Raw genomic sequence first — 14,059 nt, 5'->3', positions numbered from 1 at the left:
ACCAAATCTTTACCGGGGGCGAGACCGAACGGATGTTCGGAACGAACGTTCTGGACGGGTGTCTTGAACGTAGGTTCTGAACGAACGTTCAAGTCTGCGGTACGGTGTCTCCATGGGACACCGCGAAAAGCTGATGGCCGGAGCCCGGCGCTGCCTGGAGGAGCGTGGCTACGCGCACACGACCTCCCGCGACATCGCCGCCGCCGCCAACGCGCCGCTCGGCACGATCAATTACCACTACGGCTCCAAAGAGGCGCTGCTCAACGCCGCCCTGCTGGAATCGCTCCACGAGTGGGGCGCCAAGGTCCAAGAGGCCGAAACGACTACCGACGCAGCGACCGAGGCAACGACCGACGCAGCGACCGACGCGACCGATACGGCAGACCCGCCGACCCCTGTCGCGGCCCGGCTCGAAGCCATGTGGGCCCGTGTCATCGAATCCCAGGTCACCGACCGGCCCCTGCTCGTCGCCGCGACCGAGGCGCTGCCGCAGGCCGAGCGCTCCCCCGAGGTCCGGGCGCAGATCGCCGCGGCGTACGAACTCGCCCGCCCCCAACTCGCCGCCGATCTGCACGGCATCCACGGCGAGGAGGGATCGGCCGACGCCGCGACCGCCCGCGCCGTCGGCTCGGTGCACATGGCGCTGGTCGCCGGTCTGACGCAGCAGTGGCTCGTGGACCCCGAACACGCGCCGTCCGCGAGCGAGATCGCCGCCGGTCTGCGGGCGATCGCCCGGAGCCTCGACACCGACGCGTGAACGCGTGAACGGACCGAGAACGCGGCGGCCTTTCACTCATCTCCATGTCCACACGCAGTACTCGCTGTTGGACGGCGCGGCGCGGTTGGGGGACATGTTCAAGGCGTGCAACGAGATGGGGATGTCTCATATCGCGATGACGGACCATGGGAATCTCCATGGTGCGTACGACTTCTTCCATCAGGCGAAGAAGGCGGATGTGACGCCGATCATCGGTATCGAGGCGTATGTGGCGCCGGAGTCGCGGCGTAACAAGCGGAAGGTGCAGTGGGGGCAGCCGCATCAGAAGCGTGACGATGTTTCCGGTTCGGGTGGGTATACGCACAAGACGATCTGGGCGGCGAACAAGACGGGGCTGCACAATTTGTTCCGGTTGTCGTCGGACGCGTATGCGGAGGGGTGGCTGACGAAGTGGCCGCGGATGGACCGGGAGACGATCGCGAAGTGGTCGGAGGGTCTGATCGCGTCGACGGGGTGTCCGTCGGGTGAGTTGCAGACGCGGCTGCGGCTGGGGCAGTTCGACGAGGCGGTGCAGGCGGCCTCGGACTATCAGGATATTTTCGGTAAGGACCGGTATTTCCTGGAGTTGATGGATCACGGGATCGAGATCGAGCGGCGGGTGCGGGACGGGTTGCTGGAGGTGGGGAAGAAGCTGGAGATCCCGCCGCTGGTGACGAACGACTCGCATTACACGTATGCGAATGAGGCGACGGCGCATGATGCGCTGTTGTGTATTCAGACGGGTAAGAATCTGTCGGATCCGGACCGGTTCCGGTTCGACGGGACGGGTTATTACCTGAAGTCGACGGACGAGATGTATGCGGTCGATTCGTCGGACGCGTGGCAGGAGGGGTGCGCGAACACGCTCCTGGTGGCGCAGCAGATCGATACGGAGGGCTGGTTCCAGGAGCGGAACCTGATGCCGAGGTTCGATGTCCCCGAGAGTTTCACCGAAGTCACCTGGTTTCGCGAGGAAGTCGCCCGCGGACTGCGTACCCGCTTTCCGGGCGGTGTTCGGGAGCCGTATCAGCGGCAGGTCGAGTACGAGATGGGCATCATCATCGAGATGGGGTTCCCGGGGTACTTCCTGGTCGTCGCGGATTTCATCATGTGGGCCAAGAACAACGGGATCGCCGTCGGTCCGGGGCGGGGGTCCGCTGCCGGGTCACTCGTGTCGTACGCGATGGGGATCACCGACCTCGATCCGATCGAACACGGTCTGATCTTTGAGCGGTTCCTCAATCCCGAGCGGGTGTCGATGCCGGATGTCGACATCGACTTCGACGAGCGCAGGCGGGTGGAAGTGATCCGCTATGTCACGGAGAAGTACGGCGCCGACAAGGTCGCCATGATCGGGACGTACGGAAAGATCAAGGCGAAGAACGCCATCAAGGACTCGGCGCGCGTGCTCGGTTACCCGTACGCGATGGGTGACCGGCTCACGAAGGCCATGCCCGCCGACGTCCTCGGCAAGGGCATCGACCTCAACGGCATCACCGACCCCAAGCACCCGCGCTACAGCGAGGCGGGCGAGATCCGGGGGATGTACGAGAACGAGCCGGACGTGCGGAAGGTCATCGACACGGCAAAGGGTGTCGAGGGTCTGGTGCGGCAGATGGGTGTGCACGCGGCCGGCGTGATCATGTCCAGCGAGACGATCACCGACCATGTGCCGGTATGGGTCAGGCATTCCGACGGGGTCACGATCACGCAGTGGGACTACCCGAGCTGTGAATCGCTCGGCCTGTTGAAGATGGACTTCCTGGGTCTGCGAAATCTGACCATCATGGACGACGCCGTCAAAATGGTGGGCACGAACAAAGGCATCGATCTGGAGCTTCTGTCGCTGCCGCTCGACGACCGGAAAACCTTCGAACTCCTCGGGCGCGGAGACACACTCGGCGTCTTCCAGTTCGACGGGAACGCGATGCGTTCGCTGCTGCGGCTGATGAAGCCCGACCATTTCGAGGACATCACCGCCGTCACCGCGCTCTACCGGCCGGGCCCGATGGGCATGAACTCGCACACGAACTACGCGCTGCGCAAGAACAAGCAGCAGGAGATCACCCCGATCCACCCGGAGTTGGCGCAGCCTCTCAAGGACGTCCTCGGCATCACGTACGGACTCGTCGTCTACCAGGAACAGGTGCAGAAGGCGGCACAGGTGCTGGCCGGCTACACGCTCGGGCAGGCGGACCTGTTGCGCCGGGCCATGGGCAAGAAGAAGAAAGAGGTCCTGGACAAGGAGTTCGTCCCGTTCCGCGACGGCTGCCGTGAGCGCGGCTATTCGGACGCTGCGGTGCGGGCGGTGTGGGACGTACTGGTGCCGTTCGCCGGATACGCGTACAACAAGGCGCACGCGGCGGCGTACGCACTGGTCTCGTACTGGACGGCGTATCTCAAGGCGAATTACCCGGCCGAGTACATGGCGGCGCTGCTGACCTCGGTGAAGGACGACAAGGACAAGTCGGCGGTCTATCTCAACGAGTGCCGTCGGATGGGCATCAAGGTGCTGCCGCCGAACGTGAACGAGTCGGTGGCGAATTTCGCCGCGCAGGGCGACGACGTGATCCTGTTCGGACTGACGGCGGTCCGCAACGTCGGTACGAACGTGGTGGATTCGATCATCCGCTCGCGCAAGGCGAAGGGGAAGTACGCCACGTTCCCCGACTTCCTCGACAAGGTCGAGGCGGTCGTCTGCAACAAGCGCACCGTCGAATCACTCATCAAGGCGGGCGCCTTCGACGAGATGGGGCAAACGCGTAAGGGGCTGGTCGCCCACCACGAGCCGATGATCGACAACGTGGTGCAGATCAAACGGAAAGAGGCGGAAGGGCAGTTCGACCTCTTCGGCGGCGACACGGCGAGTGAGCAGACCGCCGCCGAACCGGGCTTCGGGCTGGACGTGGAATTCTCCGACATCGAGTGGGACAAGTCGTATCTGCTCGCGCAGGAACGCGAAATGCTCGGTCTGTACGTCTCCGACCACCCGCTTTTCGGTATCGAGCACGTGCTGTCCGACAAGTCCGACGCGGCCATCTCCCAGCTCACCGGGGGTGAGCATGCGGACGGCGCGGTGGTGACGATCGGCGGCATCATCTCCGGGCTCCAGCGCAAGATGACCAAACAGGGCAACGCGTGGGCGATCGCGACGGTCGAGGACCTGGCGGGCTCGATCGAGTGCATGTTCTTCCCGGCGACGTATCAACTGGTCTCCACCCAACTGGTCGAGGACACCGTCGTGTTCGTCAAGGGCCGGCTCGACAAGCGCGAGGACGTCCCCCGTCTCGTCGCGATGGAGATGCGCGTCCCCGACCTGACCGACGTCGGCGCGCACGCGCCCGTACGCCTCGACATGCGCGAGTCGCACATCACGCCCGAGTCGGTCCACCAGCTCAAGCAGATCCTCAAGGCCCATCCGGGCCCGACGGAAGTACGGCTGCGAGTACGCGGGCGGACCACGACCACCGTCTACCGACTGGGCTACGGGGTCGCGGTCACCCCCGAATTCTGGGCCGATCTCAAGGCGGCGGTCGTCGTGACCCGGAGGGCATGAGCGGGCATGAGCGGGCATGAACAACAGCGGTGCGGTGCTCGTGATCGACTCCGCCTTACCTCCGGGGTAATCGCCACGGCCCGCCCGCCCGGCCAGAATGTGATCACACGCCGTGCCGGCCGGGCGCGGGACGCGGGAGAGGCACGCAGTCATGTCGGAAGAGACGAGCGCACGGACGCGTCAGGTGGTCGAGGAGTTGCTGCGCAGGATCGGTGCGGGTGAGCTGGACCGCATCGCCGAGTTGTACGCGGACGAGGTCGACTGGAAGCTGGACTGGCCGGAGGGTGAGCACGGCCGGGCCGCGACGCCCTGGATCCGGCACCGCCACAGCCGTGCCGACGCGGCGGCCAACTACCGCGAACTCCGTGAGCACCATGTGCCCGAGGAGGTCGGGACGCAGGTCGAGCGGATCCTGGTGGACGGTGCCGACGCCGTCGTGACGGGCGAGATCCGGCAGACGGCCCGGTCCACCGGACGCGCGTACCGGGCGCGGTTCGCTCTGCACCTCACGGTCGAGCACGGTCTCGTCGTCCGTAACCACCTGTACGAGGACAGCCTCGCCGTGGCCCAGGCGTTCGAGGGGGCGACCGGGGGACCGCGCGGCTGACGGCTCGCTTCTCACTTCCCCCCCGACAGTCTTCCGCGACGGCGATGTCGCCGTCGCCGTCGCCGTCGCCGGGTCGACGGTCCCGACGCGATGTCAGACCCCGGCGCTAGGGTTTTTCCCATGACCGAAGCGGCCGTGACCACGACCACGAGCGTCGCCCATCTCCGTGACTGGCGGCGGCTGTTGGACGATCCGCCCGACCCCGAGATCACCGAGCAGGGCCGTCGCCTCAAGGAAGCGGCGATGCTCGACTTCGGGGTGCGGGAGAGCGCGATCGCGTCCTGGCTCTACACGAAGTGCCACCGCCAGATCCCCACCCTGGCCGTGGAGACGGCGGCGGTGGTCGCGACCGGGGACGGGAGCTGCGTGCTGCTGTACAACCCGGAGTTCTTCGTGGCGATCGGCGCGGACGGCGTGCGGTTCGTGCTCTTCCACGAGGCGCGCCATCTCATCCACCGGCATCTGTATGTGGAGGAGGAACTGCGCGAGGACCCCGTGTTCGTGCTGGCCGCCGAGGTCTCCATCAACCATGTCGTCATGGGACGGCTGCGCGCCCAACTGCCCACACGCCTGGTGGGGGGTGCACAGGGGGACGTACGGGAACCGGTCGGGATCGATCCGCACGAGGTCCACGCGCGGTACGAGGCGGATCTGCGCGCACAGGGCCTTCAGCCGCTGTCGTACAAGCGCTTCACCGAGACCGACCTGACCGTCTACGGCGAACTGAAGCGCATGAGCGACCCGCCCGTGCCTCCCGGCGGCGGCGCCGCCTGCCCGCATCTGATCATCGGCGGTCTCCCGCAGGACGACGAGACCGTGGGCGAGGTCGTGGAGAGCGTCCTCGCGGACGTGCTGCGGGCCGCCCTGCGCGGCGAGGGGCCCGCCCGCGAGGAGATCCTGCACCTGGCGGACCGTTCCGAGGACGGCAGCGACCGGGTCGGCAAGATGTGGTCCCGGCTCGGCCTCGGGGCGCTGCGCGGCCGGACCGAGCCCACCCGCCGGGTCGAGTGGTGGAAGCGCTGGCTCGCCGACACGCTCGCCTCCAAACTCCGCGACGGCGAACGGCTCATCTACCCCCGCAAGCACGGCGCGGTGCTGCTCGCGCTCGGCCACGATCCGATGCTGTCGCGGCGCGGCAAGGAGCGTACGAAGGTCGTGGTGGTCGCCATCGACACCTCGGGCTCGATGTCCCAGCGGGTGATCGACTGGCTGCTGACGCTGGTCGGCCGCACCGACGGGGTCGAGACGCACTGGCTGAGCTTCGACGGCGAGGTCATGCCGTTCGTCGCGGGGGAGCGCGTCAGCGGCGGCGGCGGTACGGACTTCGGCAAGGTCGTGGAGTACGTGGAGGGGCGCCGGGAAGTCGGCGGCAGGCGCTGCGAGGTGCGCCCGGACGCGGTGATCATGGTCACCGACGGCTACGCGCCGCATGTGACCCCGGCCCGTCCCGAGAACTGGATATGGCTGATCACCGACGACGGCGACGACTGGCCGGAGAGACACCGCCCGCCGATGGCCTGCCACCGCGTCACGACCGGCGAGAGCTGACCGCGCGGTCCCGAGTTTGTTGTACGTCTTTTCTTGTACGTCGGTGCGCGCCTGCGCGCGCCCGGCCACCCCGCACGCATCGCGCATCTCCGCGTTCGCACGCACGAGGACTGGATCCCATCACCGTGACCACGACCACCACCGAGGCCGAGACCGACACCGGGACCGGCCCCGAGGCCGACGCCGAGACCGACGCCGGGACCGGACCCGCCCGCGACACCACCCCCTGGCCCGCCACCGCCACCTACCCCAAGCGGCCCGGCGGGCGCCAACCGGGCAGGCGGCTGGCCGACTTCATCGACGCCATGATCGCCATGGGCCAGACCGGCCAGGTCTTCGGCGAGCACGGCATCGGCAAGACCTCCACCTTCCTCAGCCATATCCCGCAGGCCCACCCCGGCACGCGCGTCGTCCTCGTCCCGGCGGCCAATCTGACGCCCGACGACCTCCTGATGAACGCTCCCGTGCGGGACGGGAGGACGGGCGAGCTGGTCCTCACGCAGTTGATCATGAGTCAGCTCTCCCCCGGTGAGCCCTTCGTGCTGCTGATCGACGACTCGTTGCAGGCCGGCGAGACCATCCAGTCCCAGCTCATGCAGATCGCCTGCAACTGGACCCTCGGCGAACACGACCTGCGCGCCCTGGGCTGCGTCGGCGTCTTCCTCTGCGACAACGAGTCCCTGACGGAGACCACCTCGGCGCGCGGCGACCTCGCCGTGCTGGACCGCATGGTCACCCTGCGGCTGACGGCGAACGACACGGCCTGGCGCCGCACCCTCGCCACGCGCTACGCCGACTGGGACCTCGGCGACGTCTTCCGGCTCTGGAGCGGACTGACACCCCGGCTGCGCTCCCTGCTCTCCCCGCGCACCCTGGAGCATGTGCTCGACTGCGCCCGTGCGGGTCTGCCGCTGAGCTGGGGGCTGCCGCTGGTCGGCGGGGTGCGGATGCGGCTGCGGGATCTGCGCAAGGACGGCACGGAGGGCACCGACCGTACGGCGGAGATCCTGGACGCGATCGCGACCGCCGTGGGCGTGGCCAATCCGTCGACGGTGGCCGATCCCGTACGCCGCATCCTGCGCACCGCGCTGCGGGAGAACTGGGCGGTGCTGCTGCAAGGGCCGCCCGGCTGCGGAAAGACGGAGATCACCAAGAGCGTCGTACGGGACGAACTCGGCGCGGAGCCGGTCTACTTCTCGCTCCCGGTGACCAACGTCGAGGACCTGTGCGTGCCGGTGCCCACGCCGGACGGGCGGCTGGACACCCTGCTGACCCGGGCGCTGTCGGGACCGGGCGAGAAGGTGATCGTCTGGGACGAGTACAACCGGCCCAAGGACAAGGCCGCGTTCGCCAAGCTGATGGAGATCACCCAGGAGTGGACGCTGGCCGGGCGGCCGGTGGAGGGGCTGCGCGCCCAGATAGCGCTTCAGAACCCGCCGTACCACCTGGGCAGGAAGCTCCAGGTCAGCAGAAACAATGTGGCGCAGGCCAGCCGCTTCACGGTCAGTTACGAGGTGCGGCCCGAGGACATCCCGGCGAACGAATGGCTCATCGCGGCCTACGGCGAGGTCGCCGAGACCGTCCTCGAATGGTGGAAGAACGACATAGACGACGAGGCCCGCGACTGGATCACCAAGCGGACGCTGGAGCGCCTGATCAAACTGCATCTGGCCGGGCAGCCGCTGATATCCGGTCTGATCTATCTCGGCGAGGGCGAGTTCGCGCCGGTGCCGCTGACCGGGCTGGAAGCCAGGCTCGACGGCATCGGGCAGGAAGTGGCCCTGGGATTCAAGGAGTTGGCGCGGGACATCGATTTGTGGGAGAAGCGTCTGGCTGTCGCGTCGGAGATCTCCTCGGAGGGGACGAACGACACCGACGTGGTGCACCGGGTACTGGCCAACGCCGAGCTGTCCCAGCTCAAGCGGCACAGCGAGGCCGTGGCACGGCTGCTGCGCCATATGCCGCCGAAGCTGCGCGCCACCCATCTCGTCGGGCAGACACCGGCCCGGCAGAAGTACTGGGTGGGCGCGCTCGCCCGGATGAAGGAACTCACGGCGTCGCCGTGAGCGTCACGGTGAGTGTCGTCGTGCCCCCGGTGGGCCCGACCGTCTCATCCTGCCCGTCCGTCACTTCGAGAGAGCCTGAGCAACCCCGATGCGCCTCGCCGAGCACACCGTCGTATCCGCCGTCTACGCCCTCGCCGACCGGGAACTGACCCGCGCGCTGATCTCGCGCATCCGCGAGGAGACCGTCCAACTGCTGGGCAGCAGTGTTCCGTTGCCGCCCTTGCTGCTGGAAGAGGTGCTGTCCGCGCGCGACCCGGAGCTGATCGTGGCGCTCGTGGAGTCCGCCCATCATCGCGGCGAGGTGTTCGATCAGTTGGCCGCGCTGGGGGATCCCACGCTGGCCGTCCGCCTGTACGGCAAAAACGAGTGGGAGCGCACGCCCGCCCAGCGCGCGGCCGTGTGGGCGGGTGCGGTGGCCACGGCCGACGACATCCGCTGGCAGGCGCCGGACGCCCTGCCGGTGAAGCTGCTGTCGTCCCGGCGCCGTGAGCTGCTGGAACCCGCCCTGCTGGCGCCCTTCCCCGAGTTGGTGGAGGTCGCGCGGCAGGTGACCGGCAAGGTGGCCGGCCAGGCGGTCGGTGGCGAGGGCGGCGGATCCGGCAAGTTCAGGGTCAGCGAGGCTTCGGCCAACACCCCTCGGCAGGACCGCAGCCGGTGGGACCGTCACCCCGAGACGACGAAGGAGCTGATCGGGTATCTCAGGGACAAGGATTTCCATGGCCGGATAGTGCTGCCGACGACCCCGGGCGCCCTGGACTGGGACGAACTGGTGGCGGAGCACCGTTGCGTGCCGTTCTTCGCGAGCGGGCTGGAGATCCTGTGGAAGCACCCGGACTGCCCGGAAGCGCTGGCCCTCGCCGCCTTCGAGCGGAACAGGAACAGCGGGAAGGTCAGCGGCGCCACTCACTGGTCGATGCTGGAGAGCCCTCATTTCGAGTACGTCGAGGCGCACCAACTGAACCTGCTCCTGCGTCGCGGTGTCCCCTCCGGTTCCCTTCCGGTCGACCGTGTGCTGCGGGAGGTCGGTCCGGCCCGCAGTATCCTGTGCGCGCTGCCGCACGAGCACGAGGAGGTACGAGCCGCGCTGGCCGCCCAAGTGGCGCGCCTGGGAGCCGAGTTCGCGCCCTGGCGGGCGGTGTACGCGCTGCTGCCCCGCTTCGCCGGCAGTATCACCGAACTTGTCGATGCCGCGCTCGCCGAGACGCCGAAGCACCGTGGGAAGTCCTGGCCGAAGCCGACGGGGCCGGAATTCCCCAGTCGTAGGCTGCCGAACGGCCGGCAGGCGTGGCTTCGTCTCTACGACGCGGCGGATTACCCGGCGCGCTGCGCGCTCGGCGAGCACATGGACGAGCGTGCCATCCAGCAACTCCTGCTCTGGCACCACCCCTCCCCCGAACTGCGCGCGCACATAGTCCAGTCGCGGGGAGCGTCCGTCCTCGCGGGCGTCGCGTCGACGTGGCAGACCACGCCCGATGTGATCGAGGACCTGATCCCGTACGACGACCCCGAGGTCAACGCCGCGCTGTTCATGCACACCGACCTCACCCACGCCCAGCGCCGTCATGTGCTCTCCGGGCGGCGCTGGCAGGACGGCGCCTCCGCCGACACCCCCGCCGCCGACCGGCTCCCGCTGGCGGAGGATCTGATCGGGGCTCTGCGGGAGAGCGCGCGGCGGCCCTGGCTGCTGGCGTGCGCCGACTCGGGCGACCCGGTGCTGTGCCGCATCCTGCTGGGCAGTCCCCGGGCGAAGATCCACACGCCCGCGCTGGAGCTGCGCATGCTGGTACGCCTCTGGGAGCGTCACGGCCCTGATGAGGTACGGGCGTTGCTGGACGAGAGCGATTTCCCGGGCCGTAAGCGGCAGCCCAAGCACCCGCTGTCGCCGACGACCCTGGCGACGGGACACACGGCGCTGGACGCGGGGGCGGACGGAGTGGCCCTGCTGCGTGCCGCGTCCGAGGCCGCCGCGGGCCCGGCGGGGCGGGCCGGGTTCCTGGCCGAGAAGGGGGCCGGGCCGGAGGAGGACGACTTGGGGAAGGCCATCGAACTCTTCAACGAGGAGATCGGCCCGGGGCCGGTTCCATGGGAAGAACTGGCGGCGGACCACGCCGCGAGGCCGCTGCACGACCGGCTCCTCGTCCGCCTGGGGAAAATGGACGGCTGCCCGCCCGCACTCGCGGCCGAGTGCGCCGCCGCGGACCTGCGCCTGTCGCACCCGTCCTACCGGCCCCGCAAGGGAGCGAAGCCGCCCACGGTGTCCGAGATGCTGACGAAGCTTCCGCTGCCGGTGCGCGACGGCAGATGCCACTGGCTGGAGAAGGCGCACGGCGTCGGTCAGCTCAGCCTGCCCGCGGTGGTGCGCGACGCGTTCCCCGCGCAGGCGACGGTGGCCTTTCTGGCCAGGGCGCTGGACCTGGGCGACTCACCCGCCACGGAGGAGGTACGGGAGACCCGACGTGAGGTCGCCGCACTGACCGCCGAACATCTGGCGGACAACCCGGAGGGCTGGGCGCTGGCGCTGCGCCTGATCCCGGACTTCGAGGGCACGCTGCCGGATCTGCTGGTGGCGTCGGGGGCGGTGGTGAGCTGAGCCGGCGGCGTGCCGTCCGGTAGCGGTCGCGGTTACGCGAAGCGCGACACGTAGCGCTTCTGCCACGGCGTCTCGACCGCGTGCCGCGAGTAGTGCTCGCGGACGTAGGCGACGGCCTGCGCGTTCGGCACGCCGTCCAGGACGGCCAGGCAGGCCAGGGCCGTACCGGTACGCCCCCGGCCGCCGCCGCAGGCGACTTCGACCCGCTCGTCCCCGGCCCGTTCCAGCGCCTCGCGCAGTGCTTCGGCCGCATCCGTCCGGTCGCTCGGCAGCCGGAAGTCGGGCCAGCGGATCCAGCGGGCCGTCCACTCGACGGCGGGCGGCTCCTTGCCGAGCAGATAGAGCGCGAAGGCGGGCACCGGACCCGCCGGAAGGGGGTGGCGCAGTCCCCGGCCCCGTACGAGACGGCCGGATGGCAGTCGCAGCACACCCGCTGCGGTGGGCTCCCAAGTAGTGATCACCGAATCGAGGCTAGTCGGCCTTGTCGCGCCCGTCCGGCGATCGAGGAGACGTACGTGTACGTGTACGCGTACGTGAGCGGAGCCGCCGTCACTGGTCGGCGGCCCCCGCGATCCCGTCCAGGACGTACCCGAGACCGCGCACGAACGTCCCGTCCCAGTCGTCTTCCAGCATGTACTCGTTGGCGCTGAGCGTCGGGAACTCCTCGCTCCGGTCCCGCAGTCGCCGCTGCGCCGCTTCGCGGTCCTCCTCGGACAGTGCGAATCCGGCCCGTGCGACCGTCGCGCCCATCAGGTAGTTGTAGAGCGTCCAGGTCGCCGCCGTCAGATGGTCGCCGGTGAATCCGGCGCGGACGAGGGCCGCTTGCAGGAACTCCATCCGGGCGAGCAGGTTCGGGCCCAGCGTCGGGCGCTGGAGCAGCGCCGCCGACCAGGGGTGCCGGAGCATCGCCGTACGCCAGTCCAGCAGCAGCGCGGCGATGGCCTCGCGCCACTTCGTATCGGCGGGTGGCGCGGGCGGCAGTTCGCCGAAGATCGCGTCGAGGGCGAGGTCGACCACGTCGTCCTTGGTGTCGACGTGCCAGTACAGCGTGGTGACGCCCGAGCCGATCCGCTCGGCCAGCCGGCGCATGGTCAGGCCGTCGATGCCCTCCTCGTCCAGCAGGGCCACCGCCTCGCCGACGATGCGCGCGCGGGTCAGCGGCGGCTGCTCGCGCGCGGCTCGCGGCTCACGCAACCAGACACTTCTCGCGCCGCCCGCATGGCCTGTGACCTGGCGTTTCTGGCCGTTCTGCTTGCCCTTGATGGCCCGTACCTCCCCGTCACCGGTGTCGCCGAGAGCCTAGTATGGTGCGCGACCGGTACAACGTACTAGTGCTGGAACGACGTACTAGAAGGGGCGGGAACGCATGTCTCAGCAAGATCAGCAACGGTGGGATCCTCAACGGGATGACGCGAGCGAGGCCGCGAGCGGGGACGCAAGCGAGGCCGGGTCCGGGGCCGGCCGGCCCGATCCACGGCGCTGGTGGCCGCTCATCGTGATCGCCCTCGCGCAGCTCATGATCGTCCTGGACGGCACGATCGTGAACATCGCGCTGCCCTCCATGCAGAGCGAACTCGGCATGACGGACGGCGACCGGCAGTGGGCGATCATCGCGTACGTCCTGCCGTTCGGCGGGCTGCTCCTGCTCGGCGGCCGGATCAGCGGGCTCGTCGGCCACCGCCGTACGTTCCTGATCTCGCTGGTCGGCTTCGCCGCCGCGTCCGCGCTCGGCGGTGCCGCGAACGGCACCGGTGTGCTGTTCGGCGCCCGCGCGCTGCAAGGTGTCTTCGCGGCGGCGATGGCCCCCGCGGCACTGTCGCTGCTGACCCTGACCTTCACCGATCCGAAGGAGCGGGGGAAGGCGTTCGGGGTGTACGGCGCGATGGGCGCGGCCGGTTCGGGTGTCGGGCTGCTGGCCGGCGGGGTGCTGACCGAGTTCCTGGACTGGCGCTGGTGCCTGTGGGTCAACGTGCCCATCGCGGCGCTCGCGCTGCTCGGCCTGCCGTACGTACGCAAGGACTCGGGGACCGGTACCTGGTCGGACGGGCTCGACATCCCCGGCGTGCTGCTGAGCGTGAGCGGTCTCGCGGCGCTCGTCTACGGGCTGAGCCAGGCCGAATCACGCGGCTGGGACGACCCGTTGGTGCTCGTCCTGCTCTTCGCGAGCGTGGCGCTGCTCGTCGCGTTCGTCGCGGTCGAGGCGCGCGTACGCCAACCCCTGCTGCCCCTGAGGGTGTTGAGGCACCGGGCGCGCGGCGCGGCGTTCCTCGTCTCGGCGCTGATGCTGGCCGCGCTGTTCGGCTGCTTCCTGTTCCTGAGCTACTACGCGCAGACCGTTCTCGGCTACTCGCCCGTCGAGGCCGGTCTCACCATCATGGTGCTGGTCGCCGGGTCCCTGGTCGGCTCGATGCTGATCGCGGGCCGTCTGCTGTCCCGCGTGAGCGTGCGCGCGCTCATGGTCCCCGGCCTGCTCGCCATGGCCGCCGGGCTGTTGATCCTCTCCTTCCTGGAGGCGGACAGCGAGCACGTACTGGCCCTGTATCTGGTGCCCGCGCAGTCGCTGATCGGCCTGGGCCTCGGTGTCGTACTCACGGCGGCGACGAGTCTGGCGACGGCGGAGGTGGGTTACGCGGACATGGGGACGGCGTCCGCGGCGTTCAACGCCGGTCAGCAGGTGGGCGGTGCGGTGGGTACGGCGCTGTTCAACACGGTCGCGACGACCGCCGCGGCGGCGTATCTGCGTACGCACGGCGCCGGTTCGGATTCCGTCACCGCGGGCACCGTTCACGGCTTCGGCGTCGGCCTGCTGGTGGCCACGGGCATCATGCTGCTCGCCGCGCTGGTCGCCACGTACCTGCTGCGACCGCGCACAGGGGAGACCCGGTCAGGGGAGACCCGGTCAGGGGAGACTCGGTCAAGGGAGACGCCCCGCTAG

At 69.1% G+C, this 14,059-nt stretch carries 9 protein-coding genes; 7 read left to right on the top strand and 2 right to left on the bottom strand.

The genetic code is table 11. The features are described 5' to 3' along the window. Positions 1-112 precede the first annotated feature (112 nt). The 6 genes from OG329_RS19760 (at position 113) to OG329_RS19735 (ending at position 11,124) form a co-directional block, all read left to right on the top strand. Complete coding sequence (locus OG329_RS19760) at positions 113-757, top strand: TetR/AcrR family transcriptional regulator (protein WP_405796845.1); 645 nt, start codon at positions 113-115, stop codon at positions 755-757. Positions 758-761: 4 nt separating this feature from the next. Further along, on the top strand, positions 762-4,313 hold the full coding sequence (dnaE, locus tag OG329_RS19755) for a DNA polymerase III subunit alpha (RefSeq protein WP_405796843.1): 3,552 nt from the start codon (positions 762-764) through the stop codon (positions 4,311-4,313). A gap of 151 nt (positions 4,314-4,464) precedes the next feature. Next, positions 4,465-4,920, top strand: coding sequence for a nuclear transport factor 2 family protein (locus OG329_RS19750; RefSeq protein WP_405796841.1), 456 nt, complete (start codon positions 4,465-4,467; stop codon positions 4,918-4,920). Between the two features lie 120 nt (positions 4,921-5,040). Next, on the top strand, positions 5,041-6,468 hold the full coding sequence (locus tag OG329_RS19745; RefSeq protein ID WP_405796839.1) for a DUF2201 family putative metallopeptidase: 1,428 nt from the start codon (positions 5,041-5,043) through the stop codon (positions 6,466-6,468). Positions 6,469-6,773: 305 nt separating this feature from the next. Next, positions 6,774-8,534 carry an AAA family ATPase gene (locus OG329_RS19740; protein ID WP_405801920.1) on the top strand — a complete coding sequence of 587 codons (1,761 nt, stop codon included), beginning with the start codon at positions 6,774-6,776 and terminating at the stop codon, positions 8,532-8,534. 88 nt (positions 8,535-8,622) lie between these two features. Then, a complete protein-coding gene (locus tag OG329_RS19735; protein WP_405796837.1) occupies positions 8,623-11,124 on the top strand; it encodes a hypothetical protein in 2,502 nt (833 codons plus the stop codon). A 32-nt stretch (positions 11,125-11,156) separates the two neighbouring features. On the opposite strand, the gene OG329_RS19730 is transcribed toward OG329_RS19735, so the two are convergent. Then, a complete protein-coding gene (locus OG329_RS19730) occupies positions 11,157-11,585 on the bottom strand; it encodes a protein-tyrosine phosphatase family protein (protein WP_405796836.1) in 429 nt (142 codons plus the stop codon). An 88-nt stretch (positions 11,586-11,673) separates the two neighbouring features. After that, positions 11,674-12,318 (bottom strand): TetR/AcrR family transcriptional regulator C-terminal domain-containing protein, encoded by a 645-nt coding sequence (locus OG329_RS19725; RefSeq protein ID WP_405796835.1) that lies wholly within the window; start codon positions 12,316-12,318, stop codon positions 11,674-11,676. 172 nt (positions 12,319-12,490) lie between these two features. On the opposite strand from OG329_RS19725, the gene OG329_RS19720 reads away from it, so the two are divergent. Continuing rightward, positions 12,491-14,059, top strand: a complete 1,569-nt coding sequence (locus tag OG329_RS19720; RefSeq protein WP_405796833.1) for an MFS transporter — start codon at positions 12,491-12,493, stop codon at positions 14,057-14,059.

Source organism: Streptomyces sp. NBC_01506 (assembly GCF_045040295.1).
Classification (GTDB): domain Bacteria; phylum Actinomycetota; class Actinomycetes; order Streptomycetales; family Streptomycetaceae; genus Streptomyces.
Note: the sequence above shows the minus strand (reverse complement) of the source record. Positions and strands in the feature narration are given on the sequence as shown.

Coding starts and splice junctions, on each gene's coding strand:
- OG329_RS19760 (WP_405796845.1), top strand. CDS start 113: ATGGGACACCGCGAAAAGCTGATGGCCGGAGCCCGGCGCTGCCTGGAG.
- OG329_RS19750 (WP_405796841.1), top strand. CDS start 4,465: ATGTCGGAAGAGACGAGCGCACGGACGCGTCAGGTGGTCGAGGAGTTG.
- OG329_RS19745 (WP_405796839.1), top strand. CDS start 5,041: ATGACCGAAGCGGCCGTGACCACGACCACGAGCGTCGCCCATCTCCGT.
- OG329_RS19740 (WP_405801920.1), top strand. CDS start 6,774: ATGATCGCCATGGGCCAGACCGGCCAGGTCTTCGGCGAGCACGGCATC.
- OG329_RS19735 (WP_405796837.1), top strand. CDS start 8,623: ATGCGCCTCGCCGAGCACACCGTCGTATCCGCCGTCTACGCCCTCGCC.
- OG329_RS19720 (WP_405796833.1), top strand. CDS start 12,491: ATGTCTCAGCAAGATCAGCAACGGTGGGATCCTCAACGGGATGACGCG.